The organism is Zunongwangia profunda SM-A87 (genome assembly GCF_000023465.1).
Lineage (GTDB): Bacteria > Bacteroidota > Bacteroidia > Flavobacteriales > Flavobacteriaceae > Zunongwangia > Zunongwangia profunda.
Genome location: NC_014041.1, coordinates 546,813 through 566,853, shown reverse-complemented (window position 1 = coordinate 566,853; position 20,041 = coordinate 546,813). Strand labels below are relative to the sequence as shown.

Genomic DNA, 20,041 nt, shown 5'->3' with positions numbered 1-20,041 from the left:
TCTTAAGGTCAAGGACCTGTTTACTTAAAAATAACCTTGTTTTTTTCTATCTTCCATGGCTGTTTCAGATCGTTTATCGTCTGAACGATCTCCCCGTTCGGTTTTACGCATGGTAGACACCTCTTCGGCAATCTTTTCTAACGTATCTGCTTCAGATTCGATTCCTCCGGTAATCGTAATATCCCCCAGTGTTCTAAACCTAATTTTCTTTGTAACAACCTCCTCGCTTTCTTCTAATTTTAGAAAATCTGAAACAGGAATCCATGAATTATTTCTCCAAACCACCTCTCTTTGATGTGCAAAATATAAAGATGGAATCTGAATATTTTCCCGCTTAATATAATTCCAAACGTCCATTTCTGTCCAGTTACTTATAGGAAAAGCTCTAAAATGTTCGCCTTCGAAATATTTACCATTTAAGAGGTTCCATAATTCCGGACGCTGATTTTTTGGATCCCATTGTCCAAAATCATCCCGATGCGAGAAAAAACGCTCTTTAGCACGTGCCTTTTCTTCATCCCTTCGACCACCTCCAATCGCGCAATCAATTTTATTCGTTTCAATAGCATCTAAAAGCGTCGTAATTTGCAGGGCGTTTCTTGTTGCATTCTTTCCTTTTTCTTCCTGTACACGTCCTTCATCAATAGATTCCTGTACAGAACCAACTAATAGATTAACCCCAAGCTCTTTTACCAGATCATCCCTAAAGGCTATCGTTTCTGGGAAATTATGCCCCGTATCCACATGCAACAAAGAAAATGGTATTTTACTGGGATAAAAGGCTTTTTTAGCTAAATGAGTGACTAATATAGAATCTTTCCCTCCGGAAAAAAGGATCACAGGATTTTCAAACTGTGCCCAAACTTCACGCAATACATATATTGCTTCTGATTCAAGTTCATCTAAATAATTCAGATAATACTTTTTCATTTTTTAATTTTCATTTATTCGGTCGTGAATATACTTAAATATTCTTCGAATACTTTCTTCTATTTCTTCCCTTTGCGTTTCTATATGCAAATCTGGATCGGCAGGCTTTTCAAATTCACAGGTTACCCCGGTAAAATTAGCGATTTCGCCTTTTCTTGCCTTTTTATATAATCCTTTAATATCTCTTTTTTCACAGAGTTCTAAAGGAGTATCCACATAAACCTCTATATAATGCTCCCCTAAAACAGACTCAATAATTCTTCGATCTATTTCTTTAGGCGTAATGAATGCCGCAATTACAATCAACCCGCTATCTAAAAATAATTTGCAAACCTCTGCTATCCTTCTAATATTTTCATTCCTTGAGGCTTGATCAAAACCTAAGTCCTTATTCAGACCCAAGCGAATATTATCGCCATCTAATACATAGGTATGAAACCCCGCGGTAAACAATTCTTTTTCCAAAAGATTTGCCAGGGTTGATTTTCCAGAACCCGAGAGCCCACTAAACCAAACTACCAGAGGCCTTTGCTTTTTTTGCAAAGCTCTCTTATTGGCTGTGATCTCATATTTATGCGGAATAATATTACTCATATCAACTATTCTACTCAAAAAGCTTGCAACTTAAACACAAAAGCAGAATTAAATAAATCTATTGGATTAAAGGAGAGTTTTCGTCTACCAATTGCTGATACACTCCTTTTACATCTTGCGAGGCCTCTTTCGATAAAATCAAAATAGCATCACTGGTATTTACAAAAATAGTATTCTTTAAACCTACAAAGGCCGTAAATTTATCACATCCTATCACCATATTCCCTTCCTGATCCACCGGGTATCCTGATTCTACAAAATAATCGTAAACAGCTTCAAAGCTCCCCATATCACTCCATTCAAAATCGGCATTTACAACTTTAATAAGTTCACTACGCTCCATTACGGCATAATCAACACTTATGGAAGGAATATCCATAGATAATGCTTCATCTAATCTACCTTCTTCCGATTTCTGGAAAGCTTCCTTTGAGGCTTCAAAGACTTTGGGTTCATATTTTTCCAGCTCAGAAAGAAAAACACCAGCTTTAAAACAAAACATTCCGCTATTCCATAGAAAATTGCCTCTATGCAAAAAATCTTTTGCAGTTTCTAGATTAGGCTTCTCACGGAAAGACACTACATTTTGCCCATCACTTTCTATATAACCATATCCGGTTTCTGGTCTTGTTGGTTTAACCCCAAAAGTTACGATATTACCTTCTTCGGCTAATTTTATTGCTTTCGAAACTGCATGATCATAATTCTCATCAGCTTTAATAATATGATCTGCCGGAGTCACCACTAAAATATCATCCGGTTTTACCTGAAAAGCGGCAAAAGCAATCGCCGGAGCCGTGTTCCTGGGAGTAGCTTCCACAATTTCATGATAGTTATTTACCCCAAGTTTTTTTAAGCTACTTATAGATAAGCTCCTGTTATCCTTATTTCCTACTACAATCAGTCCATCAGAAAACTTCTGATTTCTTTTTATCGCCAATTCAAATAAAGAGTCATTTTTAAAAATCTCTAAATATTGTTTAGGCTGTGATTTTCTGGAAAGTGGCCATAAACGGCTACCTACACCTCCGGTAAGAATTACATGATACGTCGCACTCATATTTTATTTAATTAGTTTGCTTTAAAGATAAGATTTTCCAAGGCTCCGCCACAGGAGTCACATTTAAATGTCCCCAGGGCTCTCACTTACAGCTTCATTAAAAAACAAAAAAGATCCTACATTGTTTTTACCAACAACCCAGATCTTCTTAAATTTTAATTATTTTTTTCATAAAATCGAACGCCAAATCTATTTATTTACAGCACACTAACCTATAAATAAATGTTAATTTAGCCAAGATAAATTTAAGATTTTGTTACTATTATCTTAATTACAAAAAACAATTAACTTTAATAGTAATACTGTAATTGCAATAGCCCTATTTTTTATAATCTATAATTTTCAGAAGCGCAAACTTCATTTAGTTTAGCCTCCAGCAATATTCCCATAGTAGGTAACACAAGTTTGCATCTTCTTTTTCCTATCTTCTGTACCACTGCTTCCCTATCCTTAAAAGCCCCTTTTTTAATGATAAGACGGTCTCCTGCTTTTAAATGCATCAGTTGTATATCCTCTACTGCATCGTCATTTACCCACTTTTTAATAATATCGATTTCATTATCACGAACTATCGCAGGTTGCCCTAACCAGAATAAATAATTATTCACTCCAGGCACTTCAAACACGATTGCACGATCTTTTTCCTCCAGCCTAACAAACAAATAAGAAGTAAATAATGGGACTGTAAACTTTTTTTTACGATCACTCCATTGTCGTATCTCATTCTTAACGGGACAAAAAACCTCTACCCCAATTTTCTCCAGCCTTTGGGCGGTCTTAATCTCTGATTTTGGTTTTGTATAAATTACATACCAGGGCATACCAATAACTTTTAAATATTGAAAACTAGCTGGGGTAAGAAATTTAAAAAACGAATCCGGGGGGTTTTTTAAATAATTTTCGTTGATCTGAATTTTGAAGTTGTAAATATAAATGTTTTCACTCGATTTTATCCGTACGAATGAATTATTTACCGATACACCTAAACCTTTCCAAAACTACAGCGTTATAGTTAACAAGTCTTCAAAAACTAACCGTATTTTCTACGAAACATGATAATAATCATAATTTAAACTGGCCTATTGGGAGACATTTGTATCAAACAAAAACAATAAAGCCATGAAAACAAAATCCCTCAACTATTATGCAGTATTCGCCCTACTAGCTTTTCTTTTTGTAGGAGCATCGGTAAACAGTCAGAACCTAAAACCAATTAAAACTGAAATCCTTGTCGAAGGTACTTCCAACATTCACGACTGGGAAATGACTTCAGAAAAAGCTGTAGGAACTGTTCAAAGCAGCAACGGAACTATTTCTGAAATTTCAATAGAAATCCCCGTTAAATCCCTGGAAAGCGGAAAAGGAGGAATGGACAAAAATGCTTACAAAGCACTTAACGAAGATGATTACCCCACTATAAAATTCAGCTCTACAGAAGTAAGTTCCAGTAAAATAAAAGGTCATCTTATCATTAACGGAAAATCCAAAACAGTTTCTATTCCAGTAAGTACCAAAAAATCTGGTGAAAGCATAGAGATTTCAGGAAAATACAAGATAAACATGACTCATTACGGTGTTGAACCTCCAACAGCACTTATGGGAACCATTAAAACAGGGGAAGAAGTAACCATAAACTTTAATTTTCAAGTAAACCAATAATCAACAACATAATACTATTAATATGAGAACTATATTTAAAATCTTCGCAATTGCCTCCTTTTTATTCCTTGGAATCGGTAATATACAAGCACAAAACGACAGAAATCTTGATAATTATCGTGAACCAGACAAGGATGGTATAAATGTTTTTGAAGCCCCTAAAGATACCATTTCTACCTTCGATGGATTGAAAGTTAGAATTGGTGGAGCCTTCGCCTTACAGTTCCAGGCTTTAGATAACGAAAATGCTAATTTAGAGGGGTATCAAATACAAGGTATAGGTGAAAACTTTAACCTTCCTACTGCCAATTTCGATATAGACGTTGCGCTTTACGAAGGGATTAGAATGCACCTACGTACTTACTTGTCTTCCAGACACCACAATGAACCTTATGTAAAAGGGGGATATTTGTTGGTAGATAAATTAGACTTTGTGCACAAAAACTTTTTAGAGGATGTTATGAAATACACCACTATTAAAATTGGTCATATGGAAAATAACTATGGTGATGCTCACTTCCGTAGATCAGATAACGCACAAGCTATCTACAATCCATTTGTAGGAAACCTAATTATGGATGCTTTTACTACCGAAGTAGGAGCCGAGCTATACTATCGTCGTAACGGATTTATAGGTATGGTAGGTTTTACCAATGGTAAATTGAATCAATCTGTTAGCGAAAATGATTATGGCAAAACCGGTGGAGCATCGTTCCTTGCAAAATTAGGTTATGACAAACAAATTAATAATGATTTAAGAGTACGCCTTACTGGTTCTATGTATAACACTGGCTATATTCCTAACACTTATTTATACAGCGCAGATAGAGCAGGTGCCAGATATTATAATGTAATGCAAGCACTAGGTAGTGAAAGCGATGATTTCAGAGCTTCAAGATACGACCCTAAATTATCTAACGAAATAACTGCCATAATGATTAACCCTTTCGTGAAATACAGAGGTCTTGAATTCTTTGGAACCATTGAAACTGCTACAGGAAAAGGCAGTGCTGAAGTTGATGACAGAACTGCTAACCAATATGCAGGTGAGTTAATTTACAGATTTGGACTTGATGAAAATATGTACATCGGTGCTCGTTACAATGTAGTTGACGCTGAAGATATTTCTGGACAAGATGTAAACATCAACAGATTTCAAGCAGCCGCAGGATGGTTTATGACCAAAAACATTCTACTAAAAGCTGAATATGTAGTTCAAAACTATGATGACTTTAGCCAAACAAGTATTTTAAACGACGGTAAATTCAACGGCGCAACAGTTGAAGCAGTGATTAGCTTTTAAATAAATTCAAATTACAAATAGGAGAGCGAAGGAATCGCTCTCCTATTTTTCTTATTTCTAGTTTAATTTTAGATGAAGGTTTCATTAAATTCCCCTTGCAATGAAAACTATAGCTATTTTTCTATTTACTCTATTAACCAGTACTATACTCTCCTCGCAAAATCTGGAACAAAAAACATTACTGATTTCTAAAGAATCTCAATTAAAAATTAGTGGAGATACCAATATCAATAGTTTCACCTGTGTTTTTAATCCGCAAGAATTGCCCGAAAAACTAAGCACAAGATTTAGAAGGAACAACCAAACACTATTTTTCGAAAACACTTCTCTAAAACTTAATGCGAAGGCATTTGATTGCGGAAGCCGACCCATAAACCGGGATTTTGAAGCACTCATTAAATCTGAACAATATCCATTTATTTTTTTGGATCTGCAAGAACTTAAATTCCTAACTCAGCACTCTGCTTTAATTACATTAAATATTGAAATTGCCGGAATTGAAAAATCTTATCAGGTTCCGGTAAAAATTGACAACTTAAAGTCAAATTATACCGGAATAATTCATTTAAATATTGATGATTTTAAACTGGAACCTCCTAAAAAAGTCTTTGGCTTGATAAAAGTAAAAAAAGAAATACAAATTGATTTTGACCTTTATTTTGAGGAATAGATTTAAGTAACCTAGATGCATATTAGTATTCTCCCCTGCCCCATAGGCGTTGCGAATACTTAGCTATTACTCATGGTTTCTTTCTTCTACCATCAAAGTGACTGCCTGTCAAAATACATCAAACGATTTAGTAATGAGTATTAAAACATCGAACAAAGCATTGTATCGCCATTGTTATACTCAGAACTTATAAAGTGTTCAATGCATTGGAGCCTACTAAAAAAGTTTGGCTTACCCACTCCTATAACTATTAAAACCAGGATCAGTTTATAAAAACACTTCTGCATAACTAATTCCTGTTATATATGAATCACTTCTTCTTTGATAATTACATTTAAAGCGATTTCATTAACTTAGAATCTTAACTCCCCCCAAATTATATTCAAATGCAGAAGCATTACTCGAATATTTATGCGGAGTTCTGGATTGAAGATCATATTCTTTATGTAATTTTTAAACCAAATACTATACTTAACCTCCAGGGCGCCAAAAAAATTGTTGCGGATCGACTTCAGTTTCAGCAATCGAGGGAATATGCCGTCTATTGTGATATTCGAGGACTTTTAAAAGTGGATTATGATGCCAGAATATACCTGACCAAAGAAGGAGTTTGGGGAATTATCGCAATTGCTTTTATTGTTGAGGAGCATCGCACAGATACCTTTGCACGCTATTATAAAATTAGCCGAAAGTTTGGTATTCCCATACGGATTTTTAGAGATCCTACTGAGGGAAAAGCTTATATACACCAGCTGTAACCTAACCTAAATCACAATACCATGAACCAACCTGAAAATACAAAACGGCTTGAGGCAATTAAGGAAGTATTGCTATTAATGGGGTCGGGTAACTTTACCCACAGAATACCCAGATCTGATCATAACGATAATATCGAAGATATTATTAGCTCTATAAATATGCTTAGCGATGATCTTAGTCACGCCTATAATCCATTTATATTTGGCACCAGATCTGAAATAAAGCGCTGTATTGTGCAGTATATTTTTCTATTGAACACTCAATACCAATTAATTACAACTTCATTTCCGATACCTCATACCATTATTCCGGGAAAGTCATCGATATTCGATTTAATTCATCAGGATGATCTTGAGGTCCTCAGAAAAGAGTTCAAAAGCTTCCCTAATAGCAAGCGACAAAGCTGTCCTTTTCGCATGAGCTTCACAACTAATAAAGGCTTATCTCAGGAACTATTTTGCACCTTATTCCATATTCAGTATCCCAAACTAAAAGATCATTATTTAATTATGGGCTCACAGATTATTGAATCTAACCCATTAATGATAAGTAAGGAGCAGCGCAAAGTCTTACAAAATAAGAAAGCAAAGGAAACTCCCCTTAAAATATTAAAAACCAAGGAGGACATTGAAACGATTCAAAAGCTTAAATTCTATATTGATCGACACTTACAGAAAAAATTACCGACTATAGAAGAACTGGCTTCAGCAATGTTTATGAATCAGGATAAATTAAAAAAAGGCTTTAAAGAACTATATAATGATACTATTTATAGATATCACCGTAAGGAGCGTTTGCATCATGCTCGAATGATACTTAGTAGTACCGATGAAAATATTGATACTATAGCAACACTCTTCGGATTTCCACACACCTCAACTTTTTCTGCCTTATTTAAAAAGACCTATGGGATTAGTCCTTCAGAACTTCGAAAACTAGATGATAAATCCTAATTACTAAACATATCTTCCTCATTAAAATGTATTTATATATAATTTTAATCCATTATAAAAAAGATTAAGATTTAAAAGTAAGAAGGAATGTTGGAAGAAAAAACACAATGGTCGGGCTTAGCGCATTCGAAACAGAAGAACTTGTTGTACGGGATAATTTGTTATTTCATATTGCTGTTTGCCTATACGGGAGGATCTAAACTCATTGATATTGATCCGCTTTATACCAGTTTAAGGAACACACCACTTTATTTCGGAAAGTCATTGGCTTTAATAATAAGTTGGGGACTTCCGGCTGTGGAAATTGCAACGGCCTTGAGCCTGTGCTTTTCTAAATTCAGATATACTGGGCTTATATGTGCGGGGATTTTAATTTTTGTTTTCATAATGTATACCGGATGGATTGTAATATTTCCGATGCAACAACCATGTAGTTGTGGTGGAATATTAGCAGAAATGAGTTGGAAGCAGCATTTCCTATTTAATCTGTTTAGCGAAGCGCTCGCTCTGTCCGGTATTTATTTACTTTCTCCACCAAAAAAATTATCGCGATAGATCAGGGAATTAGCCGAACACCTGTAGAAAAAAGTAGGCATTTGTTTAACCATTTAAATTCTAAAATTATGAAATTTAAAAGCTTATTACCAGCACTAGCCTTTGTTAGTACTATCGGAATGTCGTTTACGACAGTAAACACTAAAGAGCAGGCCAGTGATTATATCCGAGTAAATAATTCTTGGCTTGAAATTGATGAGCAAAATTGTTCTAATCAAGAAGATGACCCCTATACCTGTCAGGTAAGTACCTCCGTGAATGGACCCACTTTCGACGTTTACGATGAAATGGATTTGGACACGCGAAAAACAAGTGTTTCGGAAAACCCCAATATTATAGAATTAAATTTCTAGGGGTTTGAAAAAGAAAGCACATCCTTTTTTGGGATGTGCTTTTTAATTTAACAGACTAATAATCAAAAATGAATTTATATGATCGTATGCTAGAGAATAAATGCTATATAGCTCCCTCTGCTTGATTTTATCTATCTTTAAACAATATATCTAAAGATGTACACTATTTAGATCATGAGTATTTATCAAGACTGTTTCACATTCCTGACCATTGTTAAAGATTTCTTGAGCAGTCTCAACCATATCCTCCAAATTTATTCCTTCCAATAATTCTAATTTTTTATCCATTTCAATTACAGGTTTTTCAAAACGGTAGTAGCTATAAAGCATTTTACTCGGGTTTTGATTATAATTTAAAAACTTAATTATCTTTGATTTAGCTACAGACAAATAATTTGACGGAAAGGAACCATGCTGTAAGTCTGTAATTATTTTCTTATTTCTCAAACGCAATCGATCCAATTCCTCAGGTGTACTTGAAAATACGAACCGGATTTCATATCTACTAAGTTCATCATTATACTGTCCGGTAGCTCCAAAATCATAGAGTGAAAAACCTTCATTCATTCGAAACTGATTCAATAATTCATTCGCCAAAATACCAAGTAGCTGTATTCTTATTTCCTTTTTCCAACTAAAAGCTTCATGATCTTTTAGAAACTCTATTCCATAAAAAGCATTTTTAGTATCAAAAAATTCTGGAATCTCGACTACATTAACACCACTGCAATTAGAAAACCTCTTTTCACAATTTAAATTCGTTTGATGAGAAGCATTTTTAAGTTTTCCTAAATATTTATTTGCTAGTTTAATAATTTTTTCTTCTTGAAAATCACCGGTAATAACAAAGGTAAATTCATTCGCATGTGCAAATACCTGTTCATGAATTAATTTAATTTTGGAATAGTTAACCTTAGGAATCATATTCAAAGCTTTTACAGAATATGGTATGTTAAGAGTATCTCCTGAGAACTCATTCATACTATCAAGAAAATGATTCCAAGCATCACTCCCTATTTCTGTGAATTTCATACTGGAATCTTTCCAATCAACAAATGCAGATTGGTCTATTCTAGGCTGATTAATGAACAGATTAATTAACTGAAATCCAAGTTCGGTTTCTTCCGGTGATACCGAAAATTTGAAACCAGATTCTAACGCATTAATATAAGGATTCACACCTAACTTCAGCGTATTTGTTTGGCTATATAATTCATTTAAATCAAATTTATCTAAATGACCAAACCCCATATGTGTAATAACCTTTGGCATATAAAGTGCTGAATAGTAATCTTCCCTATCTAAATGAGCAGCTCCAAATTCTCGAAATCCATGAATCTTAACCTTATTTGATTGATCACCTGACTGAGGTTTTAAAATCAAACGCAGACCATTTCTGAGATGTAATTCTGAACTTTGCAAAAGCCCAGGTTGTCGAGTCGGAATGCTTAACATTGCTGATGAATCAAAATTATTCGCAATTAAAACTTTATAATCTTTATTTTCTAGTGCATATGATTTTACTTTCTTTTTAAATTGCCCATCGATAAATTCTGCGGCTACATTTTTGGAATCTAAAACTCCTTTATAAGATTCCGGAACAATAATACCGATATCTTCCGGGAATTTATTGAACACTTCTTTAGCAAGTTCAAGTATATTCTTATTTGTAACCGAATTAATATATGCTCTAAGTAATTCCAATTTATTTTCAGGCAATGCACCAAATCCCATATAATACGCTCCCATTTCTTCATCCCAGTATCTGATGGAATGATTCTTTTCTTCAGAAAAGCTTTTCAGTAAATTTTCCTTTTCAACTCTTAGTTCTTCAGAAAAAACGCCGTAAGTCCTTATTTGATTAAGGATTGTAAACATATTCCTAATACCTCTTTCTTCATTTCCAGGGTCTGAATAAAATATAATTTTTAAAGCGCTTACTGGTTTTCCTTTTTGTTTATTATTTGCCAAGGCTGTATGGTACACTTGACTTGAAACATTCAAATTATACTCTGCTCCTATCTGCTCTAAACGTTTATTTAATATGGATAAGAGAAGATTCATCTTTATCTCCCTAAATGATCCTCTCATACTCCCTATAAAATGCCATGTTTTTGGATCTTTAAAATAGAGATTAAGTTGCAAAGGAGATGTTTGAACTACTTCCTCACTATTAGGTTGATATCTCAATACTTCAGTCTGATTTTTCTTAAAAAAATATAAGGAATCACAATACCTGTCGAAATGTAATGAGCTTGATATAGGAAGGTCTCTCATTTGTTCGCTGATCATTTTTTTTAATTGGTGAGTATCTTCTACATTTCCTGTAATAAGGATTGCCATTCGGTTAGGTCTATACCATTTCTTATAAAACTCTTTTACTTTTTCAGTTGGAAAGCTTTGCATATGATTTACAGCATCAGTAGTTAATTTTGAACAGGGAAACAAAGTTGTATCTAACTTGCTCGCTAAGAAGTTATATTTTAATACATGTTCACTTCTTGAAAATTCCTGAAGTAGTACTCCCCGCTCTTGATCAATACTATTTGTTGATAGATCTACGTTCTTCGCTATTTCATGAAACCAAAGTAAACCAGCTTTTATGGCTTCCATATTCCCAGCTGGTGCATTAAAGTAATAGTTGGTTGTTTTAGTTCCGGTATTACCAATCAGATCATAAGAATCCATATTTAGTTTATCCAGATATACCTTATTTTCTTTAAGTCCTTCAGGTAAGTTGATACTTTTTTTAAAGGCTAAATGTTCTATAAGATGAGCAAATTGATGTTCATCTTCATGTTCAAAATAGGAACCGGTTTTTACTATTAAGTGTAATTGCAATTTATTCTGATCTTTAAGTGGTTTTATAAAATACTGCATTCCACTCTCCAATTCCCCATGCACTACACTACTATCTAGTGTTAAAGGCCTATTACCAACATTGGTCTGTGCAATTAAACTTTCAAATGCTACTATAAGACATAAAAACGTTATGTATATTCTATTTTCTTTACTCATCAATAACCAGGATTTTGAGTTAGGTTTAAATTTTTCCTGCGTTCCTCGTTGGGTATTGGATACAATGCATCTGTAGCTTGCCAGGTTTGTCTTTCTCCGAACACTTCTTCAAGACGATTCGTTCGCCTCATATCAAACCATCGATGGCCCCATTCTGCGAAAAATTCATTTCGGCGTTCTTCCATAATAAAATTTAATATCTCGGTTTGATTTACTACATCTTCTGTTGAAATAGAGGGCAATTCTGATCGTTCCCGAATAACATTTAAATCCTGAAGGGCTTCGGTATAATTTCCTAAATGTGTTTGAGCTTCTGCTCGCATTAAATACAGTTCCGCATAGCGTAATACCATGGAATATTCAAGCGGAGGTAAATCATTACTTGTCCACACTTTATACTTATAAGGAAAATATACATTTATAGCCTCATTATAGCCTATCCACTTTTGACGACGCAAATCATTTTCTTCAAATGTTTCATAAAAGTCTTCATTTAAACGCGCTACTGCTACAAAATAAAGGACAGGATCGATGATCAGAAGACCACCTTCGTTAGTCTGTGAGCTTTGTTGACCATTTCCTAACGGACTAATCTGCCATATTGCCTCATTGCTATTGGCAAGAAAAACATCATTGTGATCCTCTAATAGGTCATAACGATTACTTTCTATCACCTGAGTACTATAATTCTCCACTCCTTTCCAATCTTCCCTATACAATGAAGCTCTGGCTAACATAGTAAGTGCGGCATACTTCGTTAGATTTGTACGCTCATTATTTCTATATGATTCCGGAAGCAGATTCAAAGAAGTCTCTAAATCTTCGAATATAAGTTTCCACACTTCTTCTGAATTAGTTCTATCTGATACGGCATTCTCGCTATAGTTTGGAGAGGTAATCAAAGGGACATCTCCGTATAAATTTACTAGATAGAAATAAGTAAATCCTCTGATAAACAAAGCCTCTCCCTGCAATTGACCTCGAAGTTCCATATTGAGCTCATCAGAATTAGCAATCCCATCAAGAAAAGCATTGCACATATAGATCGTGTTATAAGCACTCGTCCACAGGTATAAAATCAGTTCATTATCGGCGGTTATTTCATGTTCATCTAATTGAACTCTGGGAATATTGGAAGATGATAGCCCCTCTAAATTATCACTGGACAGGCCAGTTAGAAAAGTGACACTATTCCTTCCTCCACTACTAAATGCAGAAACAAATAGTTCATTATAAATGCCTTGGATAGCACTAAGAGCCGTTTCTTCTGAAGAAAATACTTCTTCACTTACCATTCTGTTTCTCGGAGTTTCTATTTCTAGGAAATCTTCGCAGGAAAGTATTAGAAATGCCAACATTACTATAAAAATGAAGCCTTTATGTGTATATTTTTTCATTTTATGATTTTTAGATATTAATACGTAAACCACCGGTAATACTTCTTAAATTAGTAAATGATGTACCCGTATTTGGACGATCAGGATCCAACCCCTCGTACGGTGTTAAGGTGAAAAGATTCTGTGCATGTATATATAATTGAAGCTCTTTAAACCTTAGGGATTTCGTTATTTCTTCTGGAAACGAGTAATTAAGCGATAGCGTTTTTAGACGCACAAAAGAAGCATCTGTAATTGTGAAATTGCTCTCTGACATATTCCTATAGGCTGTTTGTGATGCAACACTTTGTGAAAATTGTTGATATCTGTTATTTACTAGGACATCGTCCAGTACATTTGTTATAGGTCCTGCATTAAACAAATTAAGTGTCCCCTTTTGCTTTACAAACTCAAATAGAAACTGCAGTGAAAAGTTTTTGTATTCAATAGAATTATTAATACCTCCATAAAACTCCCTATTTGCATTAAAAACAATGATTTGATCCTGATAATCATATCTTCCATCTTCATTTACATCTCTAATACTATAGCGCCCTGTTTCGGCGTCTACTCCGGTATATTCATATAACAGAGAAATATTAAGCGGTTCTCCAATTCTATATGTATTAGCATAGGAAGATTCCTCAATATCAGGATAAGCAACAAGCTTATTTTTTGGAATAGTGAAATTTAGAGAAGTATTCCAGGCTAAATTTGAATTTTCGATGTTTCTGGTATGCAGCACAAACTCCCAACCTTTATTTTCTACCGTTGCTGGTAAATTCGCCTGAACTGAATTAAATCCAGTAATATATGGAAGTGGATAACCTACAAGCTGATTTGAAGACCGATTTTGATAAAAGCTTATTTCGGTTTCTAAACAATTTTGGAAAAAACCGAGTTCTAATCCTGCTTCAAACTTTTTATTTACCTCCCAGGAATAATCTGGATTGGCCAGGCCTACAGGAATAAGTCCTCCCGGTCCAACCGTAGGTTCATAAGCATCTAAATATCCATAATCCCCTATCTGATCATTTCCTGTACTTCCATAACTACTCCTCAACTTCCCAAAACTCAGAAAATTGAGTTTTTTCAAAAACTCCTCTTCGCTAAAAATCCAGGCTACACCAATCGCCCCGAAATTGGCAAATTTATTATTGGAACCAAATCTGGAAGACCCATCTCTTCTACCTGTAAGATTCAGATAATATTTTCTATTCCAATTAATCCCTATTCTAGAAAATACAGCACTATAGCGGTACATAGAATTTACATTTCTGGCGTTGAGAATAGTTTCAGCGGCAGCAATATTACCAATCAAATTATCAGATGCATATCCATAGCCCTGAAAGGATGTTTGATCTGATGTATTTTCTTGAAAGGTGGAACCAAGTATAAACTGAAGATTTAGTTTGCTAAATTTATTGTCATAAATAAGTTGTGGTTCCGCTATCCATGACTCCCTTCCATTACTTAAATGATAGGATGAACTTATATAGGAATCCTGCGGATTATTAGATCGTGCGGGTAATTTCCACAGTTCTTCACTGCTATAGTGAGTATATCCTAAATTTGCTTTTAATTGTAACCCCTTAAAAAGTTCGTATGTAAAATTTATATTAGAAATCAAATTATTAGAAGTGGTCACATTGGAATTGTAATATCCCTCCAATGGATTATCTAATCCAGCTAAATTCCAATCCTCCCAATTTAAGCTCCCATCTGAGTTAAAAGCCTCCGGGGCATTAGGTGGTAATGCGAAAATTGAAGCATTTAGGTCTATATTACCGGCCAAGGTATTATCATCCACACCATAGTTAAGCGCCGCAGCTATAGAGAACCTATTATCTTTAGAATGATGGTTCAGGTTTACATTTCCAGTTATTTTCTGATATTCATAGTCAGTAGGGTAAATTGTACCCTGATCAAAAAAAGATCCTCCAATTCGGTAGGACGTGAGATCATCACCTCCTGAGAAGTTCAAATTGGTATTCAATGTTTCTGAAGATCCACCGAAAAGAAAATCTTGCCAGTCGGTGTATCGATCCTGATCCCAAACCAACAAATCATAAGCATTCCTTTCGGTTATTCCCTGACCATCATTTTCAAGAGCTGCATTTCTAACTTGTAAGTATTCTTGCGTATTCAGTAGGTCTAAACGATTAGGCATAGTAGCTACTCCTGCATACATATTTATTTCCAATCCGGTTCCATTGCTTCTTTTAGCCGATTTTGTGGTAATCAAAACAACCCCGTTTGCTCCTCTAGAGCCATAGATTGCAGTAGCGTCAGCATCTTTAAGGATTTCAATACTCTCAATATTTGAAATATTTAAATTATTAAGTGGATCAATACCTCGATTGCCTATAAGTGAATTACTTTCGATTGGGGTAGAATTCACCGGCATCCCATCTATAATATACAAAGGAAGATTTCCTTCTTCGCGCAAGCTATTAATTCCCCTTATCCGTATTCGAACTGCTCCTCCTGGATGGCTACTAGCTGGTGAAATCTCCACCCCTGCCATTCTACCCTGAAGGGCTTGCAAGGGATTTACCAATGGCTGATTTTCTATTTCGGCCGCAGTAACTCTGGAAATATTCCCCGTTCGCTCTCGCCCAGTAGTATTATAGTACCCGGCGTTAACAATGACCTCGGATAATGCATCGGCTGCCGGTTGCATTATTATATCCCCCATATACCCGCGCGTGAACTCTTTTTCTATGGTTTGATAGCCTACATAAGAGTACACTAGGGTATCACCAACAGATGCACGAATACTGTAATAGCCATCTAAATTGGTTATGGTTCCGGTAGCGGTACCTTTAATAAGAACATTTACTCCCGGAACAGGAAGTTCATTTTGATTACTAATGATACCGGAAACAGTCTGCTGATTTTGAATTTTTTGACTATAGACTTTACCGATCTCTAGCTGAAGATATATATATAATAGGGGTATAAGCACTCCAAATTTGCAGTACTTGTAAAAATTTTTCATAATTTCGCTGTGGTTTTGTGTTACTTTATTAGTTAATCAAACCTTAGCCTTCCCCAATCGACTCCAATCTCCTGGGGAAGGTCTAGTTTAAGCCAATTCAATCTGGTTTCGTTTCTTCTTATAATTTCTAGTTTAGGTTAATATTAAATATCAATACCGAACAACGGGGACATATTACAACTTTACTTGTTTATTAAAAGATAAATCCCTATTAACAAGCCAGTATTATCATATTAAATTATAGGTTTTACTCGCCTAAAAAAGAACTACACCTATAATATTAAATTGACAAATATGAGCAGATGAAGAGCAGGGTTTCCATGTGCTCTTTAATAAAAATTACAACAGGTTCCAATAACTATATCGGATTCTTGGGTTTAATCGGAAATAGTCGCTCAGCAACAGACAGTCCGTAAAAAGATGGCTTACTGGTCGCATGATTTGTGTAAAATAAAAAACTCGTTTTCATATCATTAAGTTGAAAACGAGTCTCTTTGGATGTATAGAGCCATTACAAAAAAATAGCAGGGAGGCTCTATCAACCGTACCGCGAGGTTCCGACGCCTATCAGAAACGGAATTACGATAGAGCCCTTAGTGCTATTGCGGTACGAATGTACACAAAATATCACCTTGGGCATTAACCTACCGTCTCGTTCTGATTACAAATTGTCGGAATTTGCGGTCGAGACTCTTTGTTAACACAGATTTTCTTCAATTCTTCTATGATATAATCTATTATATATCATAAATTAACTTGAATTTCATATACAATATTACCCATATTATACAAATAAAACAAATAATTATCATATTTTTTCTGATATTTATTTGGTATAATGTGATATTTATTTGAATGTATTAGTCAAGATGTCATCTTAGAGTGAATTTATAGAAATCATACTATTATGGCTAAAAATGCACATAAATCCAAAGAAAATAATTCAGCAAAATACGAGAAAAGAGTAAACCCAAATACAATGAACGAAGCCTTGAGAAATCTTAAGTCTCGTTTTACTACTGGCGATGTTCGTTCGATGAAAGAAGTTTCCAGTACATATTCTACCGGGATGCCATTTGCCCTAGGTATAAGCTACGAAACAATGGTCGATCGATATAATGATCCAAGAAAATTAACCTTAGAAAATATCTTGAATACCGCAGACATTACAGGTACTGATTATGAGATTGTACTTAAAGTTGCTATGCGTGAAGCACTACGCAATCATACAAAAAGAGATATTTCTAAACTTTTGCCTACTGAACGAGAAACAACCGATTAGCTGATAGATTTTTTGATTCCTTTTTTCTAATAATTTTAGAACCATAGTTATACAACAAATTTAGTTATCTCGATCTTTAGTCATAAACGATAATAATGCATCATCATTATCCACTTATCAGGAAATATTTAATTGTCTGTGATATAAATAAAATAATGGAATTAATCAGATGAATTCCAATCCTAGTAACTTAATAGAATACTCTGGATGCAAAAGTTTATCATTAAAATCGCTATCTGTCAAAAAGTTTCAATCCTAGATACAAAAACTAGTCACAGTTTTAAAGATAAAAATAATCCCATTCTCGTAAAAATGAGAGATGCTGAATTAGCTAAAACAATTTCTTCAATAAAGCAATAAATCTTTACTTTAAAATTTTTCATTTTTACAGAACTCTGATCCAAAAGTTCAAAAAACTTAAAAACACAATAAATTTAAGCTTTTTAAACATAGATTTTATTAAAACTTATAAAGCAAGGGAATCAAAAGTGTGGCGATGATCCAAAATAAGATATTCAACAGCGTCCCCACTTTTACAAAATCAAAGAACTTATACTGCCCCGCACTATACACCATGGTATTGGTCTGATAGCCTACAGGAGTCATAAAACTTGCGGATGCTGCAAACATGATTGCCATTAAAAACGGCATAGGACTAAGCTCTAAATTAACGGCAGTTGCAATTGCTATAGGAGTCAGCAAAGCTGCAGCTGCATTATTCGACATAATTTCTGTGAGCATTGATGTTAGCAAATAAAGTCCCGATACAATAGCTACCGGCCCCCAGCCCCCTAAAGTGTTTATAAGTGTATTCGCAATACTTAGATCTAAACCGGTATTATTCATTGCAGTCCCCATGCTTAATGCTCCAGCTAAAAGAAAAATGATTTTCCAGTTAATCGCCTGGTACATTTCTTTCATCGATATTGTTTTCAGTAACACCAACAATGTCACCCCAGTTATAGCTCCTACCATAATATCTAAAATATTAAAGGTTGCCAATAATACCACTCCCAATATAACACTAATCACGGTATAGAATTTCTTTTTATCAAAATCTGTAATCACATCTTCAGAAAGCACTATAAAAGGAGCGTTTTGCGCACTCCCTTTTTTCCTTAACTCTTTTACATAATGCGTTTTAACCTCTGCCAAAACCACATCCCCGGCCTTCAGTTTTACATCATAAAGCTGATCGTGTCTTACTTCTTCCCGATGCCTGATCGCCAAAGGAATAGCTCTATATCTTCTCCTAAAATCCATAGATTTAAGGGTTTTCCCATCAATTTCAGAATTTGCGGTTAAAACCAATTCTACTATAGTAGAATTAGTTCCTTTTAGATCATCGTCCCCAATCTTTATGGACGTACCAACAACAATTTTCGCCCTGTCCTTTAAAGATTTTATCTTTCCAACATCGCATCTTACTTTTAGAACATCCCCACTTTGCAAAATAAAATCCCCGGCCGGTAAGGTAAATTTTTGTCCATTTCTACGAATCTCGATAATATCCATTTCCAGTTCCTTTACCAAACCAGAGTCCATAATCTTTTTGCCAATGGAGCCCGAATCTTCTAAAAGTTCAATTTCGGTCAAATAACCGCTCATTTGAAATTTTGCTTTTAGATCCTTATTTGTTTTCCTATCCGGTAAAAGTTTAACTCCAATAAGTATCATGTACAATATCCCCACAATCATAAAAATTAAACCCAGGGGGGTCATGTCGAACATTGAGATTGGGATGCCAGATTCTGCTTCAGAGATACTGCTCACCAGAATATTTGTGGAAGTTCCAATTAAAGTACAACTACCTCCAAAAATCGAGGCAAATGAAAGAGGTATCAACATTTTTGAAGGACTTTGCCCGGAAGAATGAGCTATCTGAATCACCACCGGGATAAAAACAGCAACAACAGGGGTATTATTTATAAAAGCGGAAATTCCGGCAATTAAAATCATCATTAAAACAATCCCCATATTAAAACGATGCCTAAAAATCGAGGATAATCGATGCGCCATTACTTGTAAAGCACCTGTTTTCAATAAGGCTGCGCTTAGAACAAACATAAATGCAACGGTCATCGTTGCTTTATTGCTAAAACCATTCACTCCTTCCTGTGGAGAAATAACTCCGGTCAAGATTAAAACCAACATAACCGATAAGGCTACTAGGTCAATAGATAAAAGTTCTGTTGCAAAAAGTATAATTGCACAAACTATAACACATAGTGTTATGATTGCCCCTACAGACATGAAATTTCAGGTTATAGTTAGTATTTCCAAAAATCAAAGATAAATAATCCTAAGCCTGATCAAAATAAAAAAGCCCTCAAAATTGAGGGCTTTTTCTTGTTGGCCTACTAGGGCTCGAACCTAGACTCTTCTGGACCAAAACCAGACGTGTTGCCAGTTACACCATAGGCCATTGCTGTAATGCGGATGCAAATTTAAAACAAAGTTTCATTTCCACAAATATTTTTCAAAAAAAATTTAATTATCCCTCACATTTTTTTCAGTTCAAAAAACAA

General features: G+C 34.8%; 16 protein-coding genes and 1 tRNA gene. 8 read left to right on the top strand and 9 right to left on the bottom strand.

Translation table 11 applies throughout. From position 1 onward, the window contains the following. Positions 1 to 24: 24 nt before the first annotated feature. From cysD to ZPR_RS02575, 4 genes are all read right to left on the bottom strand, one after another. On the bottom strand, positions 25 to 930 hold the full coding sequence (gene cysD, locus ZPR_RS02590; RefSeq protein WP_013070050.1) for a sulfate adenylyltransferase subunit CysD: 906 nt from the start codon (positions 928 to 930) through the stop codon (positions 25 to 27). Between the two features lie 3 nt (positions 931 to 933). Further along, positions 934 to 1,542: an adenylyl-sulfate kinase gene (cysC, locus tag ZPR_RS02585; RefSeq protein ID WP_316928303.1), complete on the bottom strand. Its 609-nt coding sequence runs from the start codon at positions 1,540 to 1,542 to the stop codon at positions 934 to 936. A gap of 40 nt (positions 1,543 to 1,582) precedes the next feature. Next, positions 1,583 to 2,584 carry a mannose-1-phosphate guanylyltransferase gene (locus ZPR_RS02580; RefSeq protein WP_013070048.1) on the bottom strand — a complete coding sequence of 334 codons (1,002 nt, stop codon included), beginning with the start codon at positions 2,582 to 2,584 and terminating at the stop codon, positions 1,583 to 1,585. 326 nt (positions 2,585 to 2,910) lie between these two features. Further along, entirely contained in the window at positions 2,911 to 3,405 is a 495-nt protein-coding gene (locus ZPR_RS02575; protein ID WP_013070046.1) for a UpxY family transcription antiterminator, read from the bottom strand. 298 nt (positions 3,406 to 3,703) lie between these two features. On the opposite strand from ZPR_RS02575, the gene ZPR_RS02570 reads away from it, so the two are divergent. The 7 genes from ZPR_RS02570 to ZPR_RS02540 all read left to right on the top strand — a co-directional run bounded on the left by ZPR_RS02570 (position 3,704) and on the right by ZPR_RS02540 (position 8,836). Beyond that, complete coding sequence (locus tag ZPR_RS02570) at positions 3,704 to 4,243, top strand: YceI family protein (protein ID WP_013070045.1); 540 nt, start codon at positions 3,704 to 3,706, stop codon at positions 4,241 to 4,243. Between the two features lie 22 nt (positions 4,244 to 4,265). Beyond that, entirely contained in the window at positions 4,266 to 5,546 is a 1,281-nt protein-coding gene (locus tag ZPR_RS02565; protein WP_013070044.1) for a hypothetical protein, read from the top strand. A 100-nt stretch (positions 5,547 to 5,646) separates the two neighbouring features. Further along, positions 5,647 to 6,216 carry a YceI family protein gene (locus ZPR_RS02560; RefSeq protein WP_013070043.1) on the top strand — a complete coding sequence of 190 codons (570 nt, stop codon included), beginning with the start codon at positions 5,647 to 5,649 and terminating at the stop codon, positions 6,214 to 6,216. A gap of 386 nt (positions 6,217 to 6,602) precedes the next feature. Continuing rightward, on the top strand, positions 6,603 to 6,974 hold the full coding sequence (locus tag ZPR_RS02555) for a DUF7793 family protein (RefSeq protein ID WP_013070042.1): 372 nt from the start codon (positions 6,603 to 6,605) through the stop codon (positions 6,972 to 6,974). A gap of 21 nt (positions 6,975 to 6,995) precedes the next feature. Continuing rightward, entirely contained in the window at positions 6,996 to 7,928 is a 933-nt protein-coding gene (locus ZPR_RS22395; RefSeq protein WP_013070041.1) for a helix-turn-helix domain-containing protein, read from the top strand. An 87-nt stretch (positions 7,929 to 8,015) separates the two neighbouring features. Then, positions 8,016 to 8,483, top strand: a complete 468-nt coding sequence (locus ZPR_RS02545; RefSeq protein ID WP_049771412.1) for a MauE/DoxX family redox-associated membrane protein — start codon at positions 8,016 to 8,018, stop codon at positions 8,481 to 8,483. Between the two features lie 68 nt (positions 8,484 to 8,551). Then, the gene (locus ZPR_RS02540; RefSeq protein WP_049771411.1) at positions 8,552 to 8,836 is read left to right on the top strand and encodes a DUF6520 family protein; all 285 of its coding nucleotides are present in this window, start codon (positions 8,552 to 8,554) and stop codon (positions 8,834 to 8,836) included. Positions 8,837 to 8,986: 150 nt separating this feature from the next. On the opposite strand, the gene ZPR_RS02535 is transcribed toward ZPR_RS02540, so the two are convergent. The 3 genes from ZPR_RS02535 to ZPR_RS02525 are packed head-to-tail and all read right to left on the bottom strand — an operon-like array spanning position 8,987 to position 16,231. Further along, entirely contained in the window at positions 8,987 to 11,854 is a 2,868-nt protein-coding gene (locus ZPR_RS02535) for a M16 family metallopeptidase (RefSeq protein ID WP_041578592.1), read from the bottom strand. Next, complete coding sequence (locus ZPR_RS02530) at positions 11,854 to 13,251, bottom strand: RagB/SusD family nutrient uptake outer membrane protein (RefSeq protein WP_041578590.1); 1,398 nt, start codon at positions 13,249 to 13,251, stop codon at positions 11,854 to 11,856. Before ZPR_RS02530 ends, ZPR_RS02535 begins: the two co-directional genes overlap by 1 nt. A 10-nt stretch (positions 13,252 to 13,261) precedes the next feature. Continuing rightward, on the bottom strand, positions 13,262 to 16,231 hold the full coding sequence (locus ZPR_RS02525) for a SusC/RagA family TonB-linked outer membrane protein (RefSeq protein ID WP_041578589.1): 2,970 nt from the start codon (positions 16,229 to 16,231) through the stop codon (positions 13,262 to 13,264). A 907-nt stretch (positions 16,232 to 17,138) separates the two neighbouring features. On the opposite strand from ZPR_RS02525, the gene ZPR_RS02520 reads away from it, so the two are divergent. Further along, positions 17,139 to 17,513 carry a hypothetical protein gene (locus tag ZPR_RS02520; RefSeq protein WP_013070036.1) on the top strand — a complete coding sequence of 125 codons (375 nt, stop codon included), beginning with the start codon at positions 17,139 to 17,141 and terminating at the stop codon, positions 17,511 to 17,513. 459 nt (positions 17,514 to 17,972) lie between these two features. Here the strand turns inward: ZPR_RS02520 and ZPR_RS02515 are convergent, their stop codons facing one another. Together ZPR_RS02515 and ZPR_RS02510 are read right to left on the bottom strand one after the other, a co-directional pair. Beyond that, positions 17,973 to 19,766 carry an SLC13 family permease gene (locus tag ZPR_RS02515; protein ID WP_041578587.1) on the bottom strand — a complete coding sequence of 598 codons (1,794 nt, stop codon included), beginning with the start codon at positions 19,764 to 19,766 and terminating at the stop codon, positions 17,973 to 17,975. A gap of 99 nt (positions 19,767 to 19,865) precedes the next feature. After that, a tRNA-Gln gene (locus ZPR_RS02510) sits at positions 19,866 to 19,938 on the bottom strand. Positions 19,939 to 20,041: the final 103 nt, after the last annotated feature.

What these genes read in the sequence shown, in the direction of transcription:
- cysD (WP_013070050.1), bottom strand. Translation starts at nt 930, where the DNA reads ATGAAAAAGTATTATCTGAATTATTTAGATGAACTTGAATCAGAAGCA.
- ZPR_RS02580 (WP_013070048.1), bottom strand. Translation starts at nt 2,584, where the DNA reads ATGAGTGCGACGTATCATGTAATTCTTACCGGAGGTGTAGGTAGCCGT.
- ZPR_RS02575 (WP_013070046.1), bottom strand. Translation starts at nt 3,405, where the DNA reads ATGCCCTGGTATGTAATTTATACAAAACCAAAATCAGAGATTAAGACC.
- ZPR_RS02570 (WP_013070045.1), top strand. Translation starts at nt 3,704, where the DNA reads ATGAAAACAAAATCCCTCAACTATTATGCAGTATTCGCCCTACTAGCT.
- ZPR_RS02565 (WP_013070044.1), top strand. Translation starts at nt 4,266, where the DNA reads ATGAGAACTATATTTAAAATCTTCGCAATTGCCTCCTTTTTATTCCTT.
- ZPR_RS02560 (WP_013070043.1), top strand. Translation starts at nt 5,647, where the DNA reads ATGAAAACTATAGCTATTTTTCTATTTACTCTATTAACCAGTACTATA.
- ZPR_RS02555 (WP_013070042.1), top strand. Translation starts at nt 6,603, where the DNA reads ATGCAGAAGCATTACTCGAATATTTATGCGGAGTTCTGGATTGAAGAT.
- ZPR_RS22395 (WP_013070041.1), top strand. Translation starts at nt 6,996, where the DNA reads ATGAACCAACCTGAAAATACAAAACGGCTTGAGGCAATTAAGGAAGTA.
- ZPR_RS02545 (WP_049771412.1), top strand. Translation starts at nt 8,016, where the DNA reads ATGTTGGAAGAAAAAACACAATGGTCGGGCTTAGCGCATTCGAAACAG.
- ZPR_RS02540 (WP_049771411.1), top strand. Translation starts at nt 8,552, where the DNA reads ATGAAATTTAAAAGCTTATTACCAGCACTAGCCTTTGTTAGTACTATC.
- ZPR_RS02535 (WP_041578592.1), bottom strand. Translation starts at nt 11,854, where the DNA reads ATGAGTAAAGAAAATAGAATATACATAACGTTTTTATGTCTTATAGTA.
- ZPR_RS02530 (WP_041578590.1), bottom strand. Translation starts at nt 13,251, where the DNA reads ATGAAAAAATATACACATAAAGGCTTCATTTTTATAGTAATGTTGGCA.
- ZPR_RS02525 (WP_041578589.1), bottom strand. Translation starts at nt 16,231, where the DNA reads ATGAAAAATTTTTACAAGTACTGCAAATTTGGAGTGCTTATACCCCTA.
- ZPR_RS02520 (WP_013070036.1), top strand. Translation starts at nt 17,139, where the DNA reads ATGGCTAAAAATGCACATAAATCCAAAGAAAATAATTCAGCAAAATAC.
- ZPR_RS02515 (WP_041578587.1), bottom strand. Translation starts at nt 19,766, where the DNA reads ATGTCTGTAGGGGCAATCATAACACTATGTGTTATAGTTTGTGCAATT.